General features: G+C 66.0%; 13 protein-coding genes. 8 read left to right on the top strand and 5 right to left on the bottom strand.

All coding sequences use genetic code 11. The features are described 5' to 3' along the window. Window positions 1-1,030: 2-oxoglutarate dehydrogenase, E2 component, dihydrolipoamide succinyltransferase (gene sucB, locus D6T64_RS14050; RefSeq protein WP_119975313.1), on the top strand; the 1,030-nt coding region annotated here is incomplete at its 5' end. A gap of 15 nt (window positions 1,031-1,045) precedes the next feature. Here the strand turns inward: sucB and D6T64_RS14045 are convergent. Then, a complete protein-coding gene (locus D6T64_RS14045; protein WP_158594894.1) occupies window positions 1,046-2,566 on the bottom strand; it encodes a protein kinase domain-containing protein in 1,521 nt (506 codons plus the stop codon). Window positions 2,567-2,708: 142 nt separating this feature from the next. Here D6T64_RS14045 and lipB point away from each other — a divergent pair, with 142 nt between their 5' ends. The 3 genes from lipB (at window position 2,709) to D6T64_RS14030 (ending at window position 5,212) form a co-directional block, all read left to right on the top strand. After that, window positions 2,709-3,443, top strand: coding sequence for a lipoyl(octanoyl) transferase LipB (lipB, locus tag D6T64_RS14040; RefSeq protein ID WP_119975302.1), 735 nt, complete (start codon window positions 2,709-2,711; stop codon window positions 3,441-3,443). After that, on the top strand, window positions 3,440-4,429 hold the full coding sequence (gene lipA, locus D6T64_RS14035) for a lipoyl synthase (protein WP_119975301.1): 990 nt from the start codon (window positions 3,440-3,442) through the stop codon (window positions 4,427-4,429). The genes lipB and lipA overlap by 4 nt, the downstream gene beginning before the upstream one ends. 75 nt (window positions 4,430-4,504) lie before the next feature. Next, a complete protein-coding gene (locus D6T64_RS14030; protein ID WP_119975300.1) occupies window positions 4,505-5,212 on the top strand; it encodes a DUF4191 domain-containing protein in 708 nt (235 codons plus the stop codon). A 29-nt stretch (window positions 5,213-5,241) separates the two neighbouring features. Here D6T64_RS14030 and D6T64_RS14025 read toward each other — a convergent pair whose 3' ends face one another. Continuing rightward, window positions 5,242-5,598, bottom strand: a complete 357-nt coding sequence (locus D6T64_RS14025) for an RDD family protein (protein WP_119975299.1) — start codon at window positions 5,596-5,598, stop codon at window positions 5,242-5,244. Window positions 5,599-5,866: 268 nt separating this feature from the next. Here D6T64_RS14025 and glnA (D6T64_RS14020) point away from each other — a divergent pair, with 268 nt between their 5' ends. Then, on the top strand, window positions 5,867-7,291 hold the full coding sequence (glnA, locus tag D6T64_RS14020; RefSeq protein WP_119975298.1) for a type I glutamate--ammonia ligase: 1,425 nt from the start codon (window positions 5,867-5,869) through the stop codon (window positions 7,289-7,291). A 170-nt stretch (window positions 7,292-7,461) separates the two neighbouring features. Here glnA (D6T64_RS14020) and D6T64_RS14015 read toward each other — a convergent pair whose 3' ends face one another. After that, complete coding sequence (locus D6T64_RS14015; RefSeq protein WP_119975297.1) at window positions 7,462-10,452, bottom strand: bifunctional [glutamine synthetase] adenylyltransferase/[glutamine synthetase]-adenylyl-L-tyrosine phosphorylase; 2,991 nt, start codon at window positions 10,450-10,452, stop codon at window positions 7,462-7,464. A gap of 23 nt (window positions 10,453-10,475) precedes the next feature. Beyond that, entirely contained in the window at window positions 10,476-11,813 is a 1,338-nt protein-coding gene (gene glnA, locus D6T64_RS14010) for a type I glutamate--ammonia ligase (RefSeq protein WP_119975296.1), read from the bottom strand. 89 nt (window positions 11,814-11,902) lie between these two features. Here glnA (D6T64_RS14010) and panB point away from each other — a divergent pair, with 89 nt between their 5' ends. Next, window positions 11,903-12,760 carry a 3-methyl-2-oxobutanoate hydroxymethyltransferase gene (panB, locus tag D6T64_RS14005; protein WP_119975295.1) on the top strand — a complete coding sequence of 286 codons (858 nt, stop codon included), beginning with the start codon at window positions 11,903-11,905 and terminating at the stop codon, window positions 12,758-12,760. 42 nt (window positions 12,761-12,802) lie between these two features. Here panB and D6T64_RS14000 read toward each other — a convergent pair whose 3' ends face one another. Beyond that, complete coding sequence (locus D6T64_RS14000; protein ID WP_119975294.1) at window positions 12,803-12,991, bottom strand: SPOR domain-containing protein; 189 nt, start codon at window positions 12,989-12,991, stop codon at window positions 12,803-12,805. 12 nt (window positions 12,992-13,003) lie between these two features. Between D6T64_RS14000 and map the strand changes: the two genes are divergently transcribed. Together map and ppgK are read left to right on the top strand one after the other, a co-directional pair. Then, on the top strand, window positions 13,004-13,870 hold the full coding sequence (map, locus tag D6T64_RS13995) for a type I methionyl aminopeptidase (RefSeq protein ID WP_119975293.1): 867 nt from the start codon (window positions 13,004-13,006) through the stop codon (window positions 13,868-13,870). 35 nt (window positions 13,871-13,905) lie between these two features. After that, on the top strand, window positions 13,906-14,682 hold the full coding sequence (gene ppgK, locus D6T64_RS13990; protein ID WP_119975292.1) for a polyphosphate--glucose phosphotransferase: 777 nt from the start codon (window positions 13,906-13,908) through the stop codon (window positions 14,680-14,682). The last annotated feature ends 49 nt before the right edge of the window (window positions 14,683-14,731 follow it).

Here is a 14,731-nt window from a genome sequence, read left to right as displayed (position 1 = left end):
GGCACCCGCCGCTGCACCCGCACCCGCCGCTGCACCCGCACCGGCGGCTGCACCCGCACCGGCGGCTGCACCCGCACCGGCGGCAGCACCCGCACCGGCGGCAGCACCCGTGGCTGCACCCGCCGCGCGAGGTTCGCATGCCGGAACCTCCGGCTACGTCACCCCGATCGTGCGCAAGCTCGCCAACGACGCCGGTGTCGACCTGTCGACGATCAGCGGCACGGGAGTCGGTGGGCGCATTCGCAAGGAAGACATCGTCGCCGCAATCCCCACCGCCGGAGCAGCCGTTGCCGCCCCCGCAGTGGAGATTTCGCCGCTGCGTGGAACGACCCAGCCGATGTCCCGGCTGCGCAAGGTCGTCGCCGAACGCGCTGTCATCTCGATGACGTCGTCCGCCCAGCTGACGACGGTCGTCGAGGTGGACGTGACCCGCGTCGCCATGCTGCGTGACCGTGTCAAGGCCGACTTCGCCGCAAAGACCGGCAACAAGCTGTCGTTCCTTCCGTTCTTCGCCCTGGCCGCGGCGGAAGCGCTGCAGTCGAACCCGATCGTCAATGCCACGATCGACGGCGAGACGATCGTCTACCCGGCGAGCGAGAACATCAGCATTGCCGTCGACACTGAGCGTGGACTGCTCACCCCGGTCGTTCGCAACGCGGGCGACCTCGACCTGGCCGGTTTCGCCGCGCAGATCGCCGACCTGGCGGCTCGAACCCGCGACAACAAGCTCAAGCCCGATGAGCTCTCCGGTGGCACCTTCACGCTGACCAACACGGGTTCGCGCGGCGCGTTGTTCGATACCCCCGTGGTCTTCCTGCCGCAGAGCGCGATCCTGGGCACTGGGATCGTGTACAAGAAGCCTCTCGTGGTCACCAACGACGGTCTCGACTCGATCGCCATCCGATCGAGTGTCTACCTCGCACTGTCGTATGACCACCGCATCATCGACGGGGCCGACGCCGCTCGTTTCCTGACGACGATGAAGGCCCGGCTCGAAGCCGGAGCGTTCGAAGGCAACCTGGGCATTTAACCGCCGACACGTGTCTCAGTAGTCGAATAGCTCGCGCAGACGCCAACCGGCCTCGCCCTTGATGATCAAGGCCGAGGCTGGTTGGCTTTTTTCATGCCCGAGGCCGTCGCCGGCGGGGCCCGCCACGGCCGAGCCCGGGCCCAGCGCAATCAGGGCTGAGTTGCCGGTGCGTTCGACGAGTTCGGCTGTTCCGTCGCTGCCGAGGGTGAACGCCGCAATAGTCTCGGCGGTGCTGATGAGCTGGATGTCGGCTGCCAGCAGCGGCCCGCTGGCCTGATCTGTGGAGTCCAGGCAGGCGACGGATGCCGCGGACAGGCACTGGGCGCGCAGCGTAAGCAGCACTCGCACGGCCGCCACGGGGTCGTCCGAGGTCAGCGCGACCGCGTCGCTGGCGGGTGCGACGGGGACCGTGGCGGCCGGGGGCGGCGGAACGGTCGGGTCTGTGGCCTCCGGGGCTGCGGACGGAAGCAGCACGAGCGCCGCGACCGTCGCCGCGGTCGCCACACTCGCGGCGTACACGACGCGGGTCCGGTGCCGCTGACGAGAGCGAGGCTCACGTCTAACTTTCCCGGTCACCCATCGCCACGGGCGCGCGAGCTGCGCCGACAGACGGAAGCGAAGCTGCTGGCCGACCACCATGAACACTCGTAGATGCTCGGCTGCGTCCGCGGCCAGGCCGAGGCCCCGGACCGCCTCGTCGAATCCGGTGGGACGGGGAACGGCGTCCGTCGTCGTCGACAGCCCGGGCGGGTCTGGACGGGGTCCGCCCGTGCGCGCACCGTCACAGCGCGGCGAGTCGGGCGCAGCGTTCCGCCCGTAGGAGAGGGCCGTCGCGGGCGCCCAGTCAAAGAAATGGCGCTCGAGCTGGAGCAGGCAGGGCATGAATGGTGTCGCTCTCACCGCCGCATCGATGAGGGCGACGAGAGCGGTTCGCCCGGCAAACCGTGCCTGGTCCTGACCGAGCTCGTCGAGGACTCCGGTCACCAGAACCGCCAGTCGGCCATAGTCCGCCCGAAGGAGAGCCACCCGATCCGCACCCGTCGAGGGCAGCGTGCCAAGCGAACCGAGCCCGAGCAGAACCGGACGTCCCTGGGCCGCGATCACAATCGAGGCTTGGCTCAAACCCGTGTGCACCAGGTCCGCTTCGTGCAGGGAACGTAGGGCGACGACCACCGGAGCGAGGATAGTCACGGCCTCTCCCGCGCCAAGAGGACCATAGCGCGTCAGGTAATGGGCCAGTGAATCTCCCTGGAGACGCTCGAGCACAACACACACTCGACCGTCCGGCAGCGACGCCACGTCAATCAGGTGCGGCAACCCGGGCCTCGCGACGGCGAGGGCGGTGATCTGGCGCTCGATGGCCGCGGCATCAGTGTCGGCACGGAAGACCTTGAGCGCAACCTGGCCCGAACCACTCGCCGCCGAGTGGCCGAGGTAGGTATCGCTGTGCCGCCCCTCACCCAGACGGCGGACCACCGCGTAGCCGGCGATATCAGCCGGGATGCTCAGCCCGGCGGGACTATCCGGCACTGGCACTGCGGAGAGTGAATATTCTGTCGGATGGCGGATTCTCATGCTGCCATCGTGCGCCCGCCGGCGCCGCCGAGCCGTCAGAAATGAACTCCGGGGCACACTCGCTCGGAATTCGCGCCTGTGGAGGAACGCGTAGACTGACCGCATGCTCGACTTTGTCGTCGCGGGGCTAAGCGCCAACTCCGTGCCGTATGTTGAGGGCCTTGAGCTCCAACGCGCAGTCCACCGTTCCGTCGTCTCGGGAGAGAGACCGGACACACTCATCCTGCTGGAACATCCCGCGGTGTACACCGCCGGTAAGCGCACGCTTCCGGAGGAGCGCCCCAGCGACGGGACCGACGTCATCGACGTTGACCGTGGGGGCAAGATCACCTGGCACGGCCCCGGCCAACTCGTGGGCTATCCCATCTTTCGGCTCCATGATCCCATTGATGTGGTGCAGTACGTGCGCACTCTCGAGCACCTGCTGATCTCGGTGCTGGCCGATTTCGGCATTGACGGCGTGCAGGTCGCCGGGCGATCCGGAGTCTGGGTCGGCCCGGCCGACCTCGAAGAGAAAATTGCCGCCATCGGCATCCGTGTTGCCGAGGGCGTCACCATGCACGGTTTCGCTCTGAACTGCGGCAATTCCCTCGACGCCTACGCCAACATCATCGCGTGCGGAATCCGCGACGCCGGAGTGACGACAATGTCCCGGGTTCTCGGCCGACACGTCGACACCGCCGAGCTCGTCGCACCCATCGAGGCTGCATTTCTCGCCGCGTTCCCCCACGCGCCCACGCCTACCCCTACCCGTACCCCCATAACCGTCTCCCCCGCTACAGCTTCCCCCGCAACCGTCTCCCCCGCCGTTGCCACGACCGAAGGAGTGCCCGCATGAGCGCCGTCCCCGAAGGCCGCAAACTGCTGCGGCTCGAAATTCGTAACGCCGAAACCCCCATCGAACGCAAGCCGGAGTGGATCAAGACGGTCGCCAAGATGGGTCCGGAGTACCGCAAACTGCAGAACCTCGTGAAGAGCGAGGGGCTGCACACCGTGTGTCAGGAAGCCGGCTGTCCCAACATCTTCGAGTGCTGGGAAGACCGCGAAGCCACGTTCCTGATCGGGGGCTCCCAGTGCACCCGCCGCTGTGATTTCTGCCAGATCGACACGGGCAAGCCCGCCGATTATGACCGGGACGAACCGCGACGGGTCGGCGAATCCGTGGTGTCCATGAACCTGCGATACGCCACCGTGACCGGCGTCGCGCGGGACGATCTGCCCGATGAGGGATCCTGGCTGTACGCCGAAACCATCCGTCAGATTCACCAGCAGAGCCCTGGAACCGGTGTGGAGATCCTCGTCCCCGATTTCTCGGGCAATCCCGAGCACCTGGCCGAGGTATTCTCGGCGCGGCCCGAGGTCTTCGCGCACAACGTGGAAACGGTGCCGCGAATCTTCAAGCGGGTTCGTCCCGCTTTTCGCTACGACCGTTCGCTCGATGTGCTCACCCAGGGCCGCGCCGCCGGACTGATCACCAAGTCCAACCTGATCCTGGGCATGGGTGAGGAACGGGCCGAGGTCAGCCAGGCCCTCCAGGACCTGCACGACGCCGGCACCGACATCATCACCATCACCCAGTATCTGCGCCCAAGCGCTCGTCACCTTCCCGTGGCGCGGTGGGTGCGACCCGAGGAATTCGTCGAATTGAACGCGGAGGCTGAAGAAATCGGTTTTCTCGGTGTGCTCTCCGGGCCGCTCGTGCGCTCGTCGTACCGCGCGGGACGACTGTGGGCGCAGTCAATGCTCAAGAGCGGCCGTGAGGTCCCCGACGAGTTGCGCCACCTGGCGGATGCCACACTCGGCTTCGCCCAGGCGGCATCCTAGACCGCGTCGACAGAAACCGCGCGGTGCGGCCCAAAACGGTCACCGGGTATTCAGGTGACTGGGTAGTCTAGTTGCATGGCACGCACCAAGGAGAAGACTCCTAAACCCCCGAAAAAGCCCGGTCGCATGAAGCAAATGTGGCAGGTCTTCCAGATGACCCGGCGATATGACTCGAACATCGTCTGGATCATGGTCCTGGCCTTCTTGGTTCCCATTCTCGTAGCGGTGGGGCTGGCGCTTTTGCTCTCGCCCGGGAATGTGTTCTCGATCGTGCTGTGGAGCATTTCGGGAGTCCTGGCCGGCATCCTGGCGATGCTGATCATTCTGGGGCGCCGGGCCGAGAAGGCCGCGTACTCGCAGATCGAGGGGCAGCCCGGGGCCGTTGGGGCGGTGCTGCGCAGTTCACTCAAGCGCGGCTGGGTCGGCAGTGAGATGCCCGTTGCCGTGAACGGCAAGACGCAGGATGCCGTCTACCGCGCCGTCGGTCGCGGTGGCGTCGTCCTGATCAGCGAGGGCCCGCGCACCCGCACCGCCCGAATGGTCGACGAAGAGCGACGCAAGGTGACGCGCGTGCTCGGCACCATTCCGGTCACCGTCGTCTCGGTCGGGCCCGACGAAGACGCCATTCCGCTGCACAAGCTGGCCGGCAAGCTCACCCGGATCAAGCCGACGCTGACAAAGGCCGAAGTGCTGGCCGTCAATAACCGGCTGAGTTCTCTCGGCACCAAGCTGCCGATCCCGAAGGGCGTTGACCCGATGAAGGCCCGGCCGCAGCGCGGCTAAGCGTCTCCCCCTCAAAGACCTCGGGAAATTCAGGAAACTCGAATAAGCACGGTGCCGGCGACCTTGTCGTGAAACCCGCGTTGGTCTGAATCCCAGACCAATGCGGGCAGCGCCAGGACCAGCAGCAGCGTGCGAACGACGGGGCGCCACAGGCCGACCCAGCCGCCCTGGAGCGCCACCGTGCGAAGGCCGACCAATCTCTGGCCGATGCTCCCGCCGATGGTCGGGATGAACACGATCTGCGCAACCACGAAGACCAGCAGCGTCGCGAATTCTTCATAGTTGAAGAATGCCAGCGACACGGCGACCGCCAGGGCCCAGTCGATCGCGATTCCCCCGAGCCTGCGACCTACCCGACCCACGGATCCGGGGCCCGACCGGGGCATACCGAGTCGCTCCCCCGGCCACTGGCTCGGGGGGAGGGATCCAAAGCTGGTAGATTTTGAAGATGAGTCCGGCACGTGACGAGTCTACCGAGACACCTGCGCTGTAACATGCGGGAAACATTCGCGTCACTGTCGGGAAACGCCATCCCACTAATCTCGTGGAAGCCGCACTGCGTTCTCGTAGTGCGCGACTGAGAAATATTTACACTAACTCTCTATATTTCCCAGTCCACGAGATCTACGCCCACGTCGTTTGGAGTAAACCCGCATGTTCCGCGATTCGTCAGAAGTGCTCAAATTCATTAAAGACAATGACGTCAAGTTTCTTGACATCCGTTTCACCGATCTTCCCGGTGTGCAGCAGCACTTCAACATCCCGGCCTCGACCGTTGATGAAGAATTCTTCACCGTTGGTCAGATGTTCGATGGTTCGTCGATCCGCGGTTTCGCGTCGATCCACGAATCCGACATGCAACTCATCCCCGACGTGTCGACCGCTTACCTCGACCCGTTCCGCGCCGAGAAGACGCTCATCATGCTCTTCGACATCTACAACCCGCGCAACGGTGAGATCTACTCCAAGGACCCGCGCCAGGTAGCCAAGAAGGCCGAGAAGTACCTCGCCTCCACCGGTATCGGCGACACCGCTTTCTTCGGCTCTGAGGCCGAGTTCTACATCTTCGACGACGTGCGCTACGAAGTGAACCAGCACACGAGCTATTACAAGGTCGACTCGAGCGAGGGTGCCTGGAACTCAGGCCGCGACGAAGACGGCAGTAACCTCGCCAACAAGACGCCCTTCAAGGGCGGCTACTTCCCGGTCAGCCCCGTCGACCAGCACGTCGACATGCGCGACGACATCTGCCTCAAGCTGATCGAGTCGGGCCTCATCCTGGAGCGCAGCCACCACGAGGTCGGCACCGGCGGCCAGGGCGAGATCAACTACAAATTCGACACCATGGTGCATGCCGCGGATGACCTGCTGAAGTTCAAGTACATCGTCAAGAACACCGCGCACGAGTGGAACAAGACGGCGACCTTCATGCCGAAGCCGCTCTTCGGTGACAACGGATCGGGAATGCACACCCACCAGTCCTTGTGGGCCGACGGCAAGCCGCTCTTCTACGATGAGGCCGGCTACGGTGGACTCTCCGACGTCGCGCGCTGGTACATCGGTGGCCTGCTCAAGCACGCCCCGGCCGTTCTGGCCTTCACCAACCCGACGGTGAACTCGTACCACCGCCTCGTTCCCGGCTTCGAAGCCCCCGTCAACCTGGTCTACTCGGCGGGCAACCGCTCGGCGTCGATCCGGATCCCGATCACGGGCACCAACCCGAAGGCCAAGCGCCTCGAGTTCCGCGCTCCCGACGCCTCCGGTAACCCGTACCTCGCCTTCGCCGCGCAGCTCATGGCCGGCCTCGACGGCATCAAGAACCGTATCGAGCCGCATGAGCCCGTCGACAAGGACCTCTACGAGCTGCCGCCCGAAGAAGCCAAGAACATCCCGCAGGTTCCCGCCTCGCTCGAAGAGGCCCTTCAGGCCCTCGAGGGTGACCACGACTTCCTGCTCGCTGGCAACGTGTTCACGCCCGAACTGATCGAGACCTGGATCTCGTACAAGCGTGAAAACGAGATCAAGCCGCTCGCGCAGCGTCCGCACCCGTTCGAGTTCGAACTGTACTACGGGGTCTAATCAACACACCCTGCTTGAGACACCCCCCGCGAGAGCGGGTGAAACGTCGCCTGGACGCTGTCCAACCGACGTTTCACCCGCTCTCGCGGAGGTTAAGGGGCCTCAACGCCTGAAGGGGCCCGAACGCCTGAAGGGGCCCGAACCCCTGAAGGGGCTGAGGCCCCGTAGATTCAGGGGCCGTAGAAGAGGCGCTCGAAGACCGCCCGGGAACGACGTGTGACCGCGAGATAGTCCTCTTCGAGTTCGTTGGCCGACCCGGGCGGGTATTCCATGACCCGGGCGATGCCTTCCAGGGCGTCCCGGTCGGTCGGCAGCACGTTCGAGGTGCGGTTGGTCCACAGTGTGATGGCGGAGCGTGCGCGCGACGCAAAGATCCATGCAGCTCGCAGTGTGGCCGCATCCGCTTCGCTGACCAGCCCGGCCCGCACGGATTCGGTCAGTGCCACGAGCGTCGACGTGGTGCGCAGGCTCGGCACCGCGGCCGCATGCTGCAGCTGCATCAGCTGGACGAACCATTCCACGTCGCTGAGCGAACCACGGCCGAGCTTGAGGTGTCGTTTCGGATCGGCACCCTGCGGCAGCCGCTCGTTCTCGACCCGTGCTTTGATGCGCTTGACCTCTCGCACCTCCTGCAGGGCGATCGCCGCGGGGTATCGCACCGCGTCGGCCAAGTGTTCGAACGCTGCCAGGAGCGCCGTGTCCCCGGCCACGCCGCGTCCGCGCAGCAGGGCCTGAGCCTCCCAGGTGAGCGACCACCGAGCGTAGTAGGCGGCGTAGGAGTCCAGGGATCGCACGACGGGCCCATTGCTGCCCTCGGGGCGCAGGCCAATGTCCAAATCCAGCGGCAGTCGGTTGTCCTCGGTGAGGCGCTTGAGCTCGCGCACGATGAAACTCGCCCGGTCGTGAGCAGCCGCTCCCTCGAGCCGGGCGGGTCGGAAGACATACATGACGTCGGCATCCGAGCCGAACCCCAGTTCCGCTCCCCCGAACCGGCCCATGCCGATGACGGCGAACTCGATTCCGTCCGGTGACGTGCCGCGCAGGTCGTCACCGCGGATGGCGGAGACGACGCCCTGGATGAAGGTCGACGTGACGTCGGTCAGGCCGACCGCGAGCTCGTCGATCGTGATCTCGCCGAGGATGGACGAGAACGCAAGCCGGAGCATCTCCCGGCGCCGGGCGGTGCGCAGGATGGATGCTGCGGCGTCGGCGCTCTCGTGACGCGCCAGAACCGCACGCGCCTCCGCCTGCAGGGCCGCGAGCGGCCGCGGCCGCAGGTCGTCTTCGTCTTCGAGCCAGGCGACGGATTCGGGGATCGTTTCGAGAAGTTCGCCGACAAAACGTGAGCCGGAGAGCACTCGGGTCAGTCGTTCAGCCGCACCCGACGAGTCCCGGAGCATCCGCAGGAACCAGTAGGTGGAACCCAGGTTGTCGCTCAGACGCCGAAACGCCAGCAGGCCATAGTCCGGGTCGGCTCCCTGGGAGAACCACTGCAGCATGACCGGCAGCAGGTGGCGCTGGATCGTGGCCCGTCGGGAAACACCGGCGGAGAGCACAGCGATGTGGGCGAGGGCGCCCTTGGTATTGCGGAATCCGATCGCCGCGAGGCGCGCTTCGGCCTGGGCGCTCGTGAGCGCGCGGCCTTCGGCGGGCAGGGCAGCGACGGCCGACAGCAAGGGCCGATAGAACAGCCGCTCGTGCAGCCCCCGCACGCGCAGTTTGATCTCGGCCCACCGCGTCGTGAGTTCTTCGGCATTGGTGGCGAGGCCCGTTGCGCGGGCCAGGATGCGCAGGCTCTCCTGGTCCCGGGGCACGAGGTGCGTGCGCCGCAGGCGTTCGAGCTGCAGCCGGTGCTCCATGAGCCGCAACATTCGGTAGTCGAGGGCGAAGTCGGCGGCCTCGGCGCGGCCGACGTAGCCGGCGTCGGCGAGGGCCGTGAGCGCGGGAAGGGTTCCGGGTTGTCGCACCGAAGCATCCGTCTGACCGTGCACGAGCTGGAGCAGCTGCACCGTGAATTCAATGTCCCGCAGCCCCCCGGGACCGAGCTTGAGCTGGACATCGACTTCGTCGTCCGGGATGTTCTGGGTGACGCGTTCCCGCATCCGCTGCACGGAGTCGACAAAATTCTCGCGGCTCGCGCTGCTCCAGACGAGAGGGGCGACGACCGCCAGGTACCGGTCGCCGAGCTCACGGTCGCCGGCGAGCGGACGCGCCTTGAGCAGGGCCTGGAACTCCCAGCTCTTCGCCCAACGGTCGTAGTACCGGCTGTGCGACTCAAGCGAACGCACGAGCGCGCCATTCTTTCCCTCGGGGCGGAGGTTCGCGTCGACCTCCCAGAGCTCCGGCTCGACGTCGGTCTCGTGGAGCCCGCGCATGACGAGGATGGCCAGGCGAGTCGCGATTTCCACCGCCCGTGCGGTGTCAAGATCGGCGTCGCCCTCGGCGACGAAGATCACGTCGACGTCGCTGACGTAGTTGAGCTCGCTCGCGCCAGCCTTGCCCATTCCGATGATCGCAAGACGGGTGGCGCGCACCTCCGTCGCGGGGAAGACTCCCCGGCCGGCAACCGGGCCGGATGCCAGGCTGCGCGCCACCGCGAGGCCCGCATCGAGGGCCGCAGAGGCAAGGTCAGCCAGGGCGCAGGCGATGCCGTCGACTCCCGCCACTGGGTCGACCTGTTCGAGGTCGAAGGCGGCGATTTCGGCGAGTCGACGTCGATAGCGCACGCGAAGCGCGCCCCAGGCCGCGGCGTCGGGTACCGTCGCGAAACCGTCCCGGGCGCCGACTGCAGCAAGCAGGTGCGCGGTCAGCTCCGGACCGGTCGGCAATACCGGGGAGGCAGCGTGCAACACATCCAGCTCCTCGGGGTGACGGAGGAAGAATTCCGTCAGGCCGGTGCTCGCGCCGAGCACGCGCAACAATCGGAGCAGGGCACTTGGGATTCGCAGCAGCGCGCCGACCTCGGTCGGCGACTGCCGCAGCAGCAGGAGCAACGCCGCGAGAGCGCTGTCGGGGTTGGCCGTCTGGGCGAGCAGCGGCAGAAGGTCCCCGGTGGCGGGGCCGCCCAGCTCGGACACTTCGGCCAGGCCGGAACGGGCCTCACCAAAATCGGCGAAGCCGACCCGGGCGAGGTCCGTCAGAGTCAGCTCGTTGCGCCCCATCGCGTACCGGTCGACGGGAACTCCTAGAGCATCTCGAGGTTCTTGCGCAGCTCGAACGGGGTGACCTGCGAGCGGTACTCGCTCCACTCCTGGCGCTTGTTGAGCAGCACGAAGTTGAAGACGTGCTCCCCCAGCGTCTCGGCGACCAGTTCCGACTCGCTCATGAGCTGGATCGCATGGTCGAGGCTGGCCGGCAGCTGCGTGTAGCCCAGGGCGCGGCGCTCGGTGTCGCTCAGGCTCCAGACGTTGTCCTCGGCCTCCGGTGGCAGCTCGTAGCCCTCTTCGATACCCTTCAGCCCGGCGGCGAGCATCAGTGAATAGGCGAGGTACGGGTTGGCCGCCGAGTCGATGGCGCGGTACTCGATGCGCGAGCTCTGGCCCTTGTTGGGCTTGTAGAGCGGCACGCGAATGAGCGCCGAGCGGTTGTTGTGGCCCCAGCAGACGAAGCTCGGCGCCTCACCGCCGCCCCAGAGTCGCTTGTATGAGTTGACGAACTGGTTGGTGACGGCGGTGATCTCCGGGGCGTGCTTGAGCAGGCCCGCGATGAACTGTCGACCGGTCTTGGAGAGCTGGTACTGCGCCCCCGCCTCGTAGAACGCGTTGGTGTCGCCCTCGAAAAGTGAGAGGTGGGTGTGCATGCCGGATCCGGGGTGTTCGGACATCGGCTTGGGCATGAACGTCGCGTAGACACCCTGCTCGATGGCGACCTCTTTGACCACGGTGCGAAAGGTCATGATGTTGTCGGCGGTCGTCAGCGCGTCGGCGTAGCGCAGGTCGATCTCGTTCTGACCGGGGCCGGCTTCGTGGTGGCTGAACTCCACGGAAATGCCGAGGTCTTCGAGCATGCGCACGGACCGGCGACGGAAATCGTGCGCGGTACCGCCGGGAACGTTGTCGAAGTAGCCCGCCGAATCGACGGGAACCGGACCGTCCTTGCCGAACTTCGAGGACTTGAGGAGATAGAACTCGATTTCCGGATGCGTGTAAAACGTGAAGCCGCGGTCTGCCGCCTTCGCGAGCGTGCGCTTGAGCACGTTGCGCGGGTCTGCCACGGCGGGCTGGCCGTCGGGCGTTGTGATGTCGCAGAACATGCGGGCGGTCGGATCGATTTCGCCGCGCCAGGGCAGGATCTGGAAGGTGGTGGGGTCCGGGTGGGCCAGGACATCCGCTTCGAAGGACCGGGTGAGCCCTTCGATCGCCGAGCCATCGAATCCGAGGCCCTCGTTGAAGGCCCCTTCAACCTCGGCCGGTGCGATCGCGACCGACTTGAGCGTTCCCACAACGTCGGTAAACCACAGTCGAACGAACTTGATTCCCCGCTCTTCGATGGTACGGAGAACGAAATCGCGCTGCTTGTCCATTCAGGCCCCTTCAGGTTCTCTCCTAGGCTACCGGTCCGGCCCCGCCCGTGACGCGCCACCGGGCCGGGCGCGCTGACTACACTTGAGGCATGCCAGAGCTGACCGGGCCCGTTTCCGAGCAAAAAACCTACAGCGAGGTGCCGCCCGGGCCCAAACGCGTGCGCACTCGCCACTTCCACAATGCCAAGGTGCAGGGCATCCCGATCACCGGGCTCACGAGCTACGACATGCTCACCGCCCAGATCTTCGACCAGGCCGGCATCGACTTTCTCCTCGTCGGTGATTCCGCCGGCAACAACGTCTTCGGGTACGAGACGACACTCCCGGTGACGGTTGACGAGCTCATTCCGCTGACCCGCGCCGTGGCCCGCGCGGTGACCCGGGCGCTCGTCGTCGCCGATATGCCGTTCGGCTCCTACGAAAGCGGACCCGATCAGGCCCTGTCGACGGCGGTGCGCTTCATGAAAGAGGCGCAGGCCCACGCGGTCAAGCTCGAGGGTGGGGTGCGCAGCCACAAGCAGATCAAGCGCATCGTCAGCGCCGGCATCCCGGTGATGGGACACATCGGCTTCACGCCGCAGAGCGAACACGGCCTCGGCGGCCACATGATCCAGGGTCGCGGCGAAGCGGCCGAACAGCTGCTCGCCGATGCCCTCGCGGTTCAGGAGGCCGGGGCCTTCGCGGTCGTGCTCGAGATGGTGCCCGCCACGGTCGCCGCCGAGGTGACGAAGGCCCTGTCGATTCCGACCATTGGTGTGGGGGCCGGGCCCTCCGTCGACGGTCAGTTGCTCGTGTGGACCGACTTTGCCGGCATGACCGAAGGGCGCGTGCCGCGGTTCGTGCGCCAGTATGCGGACCTGCGCGGCGTGCTGACGGATGCCGTGCAGCAGTTTCGCGCGGACGTCAACTCGGGCAGTTACCCGGCACCGGAACACAGCTACGAGTAGGCGTTGCGCCGCCCCCTCGCCCAGGTGGCGCTGCGCGCGCGGCTACTGGTTGTCGCGGGCGTCGTCTTCGGACCACTTGGCGCTGTTCGCGCGGAGCTTCTCGAGGGCGTGCGTCGCCTCAACGTAGGTGGCGAAGGGACCCACCCGATCAATCGACGCCGATTGGAAGCCCTGTTCGACTTCGCCGGTGCGCATGTTGTACCAGAACTGGTGTTCAGTGTCGGCGGCCATAAGCTTGATCCTATGCCTAAGGATTCCCTCGGTCACCTGTTCCCCGGAACAGTTTCCGCAACCCGTTCCGTTCCGTCGCACATCCCCCGCCCCGAGTACGTGGGGAGGAAGGCTCCGGCGCCCTTCACCGGTTCGGATGTCTACAGCGCGGCGCGGATCGAGCAGATTCGAGAATCCAGCCAGATCGCCGCGCGGGCGATCGAAGCCGTCGGCCGGGCCATCCGTCCGGGCGTCACGACCGAAGAGCTCGACCGGATCGGCCACGACTTCATCGTCGCCCACGACGCCTACCCCTCCACCCTCGGCTACCGGGGCTACCCGAAGTCACTGTGCAGTTCGGTGAACGAGGTCATCTGCCACGGTATCCCCGACACCACGGTGCTCGCCAGCGGCGACATCATCAATATTGACATCACGGCCTTCAAGAACGGCGTGCACGGCGACACCAACGTGACGTTCATTGTCGGCGAAGCCACAGACGCCGTCAGCCTGCTCGTGGAACGCACGAAGGAGGCCATGATGCGCGGCATCAAGGCCGTCGCTCCCGGTCGCCAGGTCAACGTCATCGGCCGGGCCATCGAGTCCTACGCCAAGCGCTTCAACTACGGCGTGGTGCGGGACTACACCGGTCACGGCGTGGGCGAGGCATTCCATTCCGGCCTGATCATCCCCCACTACGACTCGGCACCGCGGTATGACACTGTGATGGAGGTCGGCATGGTCTTCACCATCGAGCCGATGCTCACCCTCGGCGCCCAGGAGTCCGACATCTGGGCGGATGACTGGACCGTCACGACCAAGGACAAGAGCGTGACCGCCCAGTTCGAACACACCCTCGTCGTGACCGAACGCGGCGCGGAGATCCTCACGCTCCCTTAGCGGGCGCACGGGCCGGAGCCGGTAGGTTGGAACGCATGAGTTCAACGACGGCTATTGGGATCGACATCGGCGGCACCGGCATCAAGGGGGCGGTTGTCGATCTGACTACCGGGGCCCTGTTGTCCGATCGGGTGAAACTGCCCACGCCGAAGGGCGGGCGCCCGCAGGACATCATCGAGACCACCCGCGCGCTGTTGAAAACAGTGTCCGCGGGGGTCTCCGACCTGCCGGTCGGCGTCTGTTTCCCGGCCGTCGTGAAGAACGGCCGCACGATGTCGGCAGCGAACGTGTCGGACAAGTGGATCGGCCTCGAGGCCGAGGAGCTGTTCGAGAAAGCACTGCGTCAGAACATCCACTTCGTCAACGATGCGGATGCCGCGGGGTATGCGGAAGCCCAGTTCGGTGCGGCCAAGGGGGTCGGCGGTGTAGTTCTGCTGACCACCCTGGGCACCGGCATCGGAACGGCGCTTCTCAATGACGGTGTCCTGGTTCCCAATACCGAGCTCGGCCACCTCGAAATCGACGGCAAGGACTACGAGACCAAGGCCGCCTTCTCGGCGAAGGAGAAGGAAAACCTCAGTTGGGAAAAGTGGGCCGCTCGCCTGCAGAAGTACTACGGCACGCTCGAACGCCTCTTCACGCCGGACCTGTTCATCGTCGGCGGCGGCGTATCGAAGTATCACCAGGACTTCCTGCCGCTTCTCCGGCTCGATACGCCGATCATTCCCGCGGTGCACCGGAACAACGCCGGCATCCTGGGCGCGGCCGCCCTGGCCGTGAAATTCGAACAGCGCACGACGACCGCGCCCTAAAACACCCCCACTACCGGGGGTAGACAGAACGCTGCAGGGGGTGGACTTC

The organism is Cryobacterium melibiosiphilum (genome assembly GCF_003602235.1).
GTDB classification, from domain to species: Bacteria; Actinomycetota; Actinomycetes; order Actinomycetales; family Microbacteriaceae; genus Cryobacterium; species Cryobacterium melibiosiphilum.
This window is presented reverse-complemented; position numbering and strand designations above follow the sequence as displayed.

Excerpts from the sequence above, each read along its gene's own strand:
- lipB (WP_119975302.1), top strand. The coding sequence starts at position 2,709 with ATGCTCGACTTTGTCGTCGCGGGGCTAAGCGCCAACTCCGTGCCGTAT.
- lipA (WP_119975301.1), top strand. The coding sequence starts at position 3,440 with ATGAGCGCCGTCCCCGAAGGCCGCAAACTGCTGCGGCTCGAAATTCGT.
- D6T64_RS14030 (WP_119975300.1), top strand. The coding sequence starts at position 4,505 with ATGGCACGCACCAAGGAGAAGACTCCTAAACCCCCGAAAAAGCCCGGT.
- D6T64_RS14025 (WP_119975299.1), bottom strand. The coding sequence starts at position 5,598 with ATGCCCCGGTCGGGCCCCGGATCCGTGGGTCGGGTAGGTCGCAGGCTC.
- glnA (WP_119975298.1), top strand. The coding sequence starts at position 5,867 with ATGTTCCGCGATTCGTCAGAAGTGCTCAAATTCATTAAAGACAATGAC.
- D6T64_RS14015 (WP_119975297.1), bottom strand. The coding sequence starts at position 10,452 with ATGGGGCGCAACGAGCTGACTCTGACGGACCTCGCCCGGGTCGGCTTC.
- glnA (WP_119975296.1), bottom strand. The coding sequence starts at position 11,813 with ATGGACAAGCAGCGCGATTTCGTTCTCCGTACCATCGAAGAGCGGGGA.
- panB (WP_119975295.1), top strand. The coding sequence starts at position 11,903 with ATGCCAGAGCTGACCGGGCCCGTTTCCGAGCAAAAAACCTACAGCGAG.
- D6T64_RS14000 (WP_119975294.1), bottom strand. The coding sequence starts at position 12,991 with ATGGCCGCCGACACTGAACACCAGTTCTGGTACAACATGCGCACCGGC.
- map (WP_119975293.1), top strand. The coding sequence starts at position 13,004 with ATGCCTAAGGATTCCCTCGGTCACCTGTTCCCCGGAACAGTTTCCGCA.
- ppgK (WP_119975292.1), top strand. The coding sequence starts at position 13,906 with ATGAGTTCAACGACGGCTATTGGGATCGACATCGGCGGCACCGGCATC.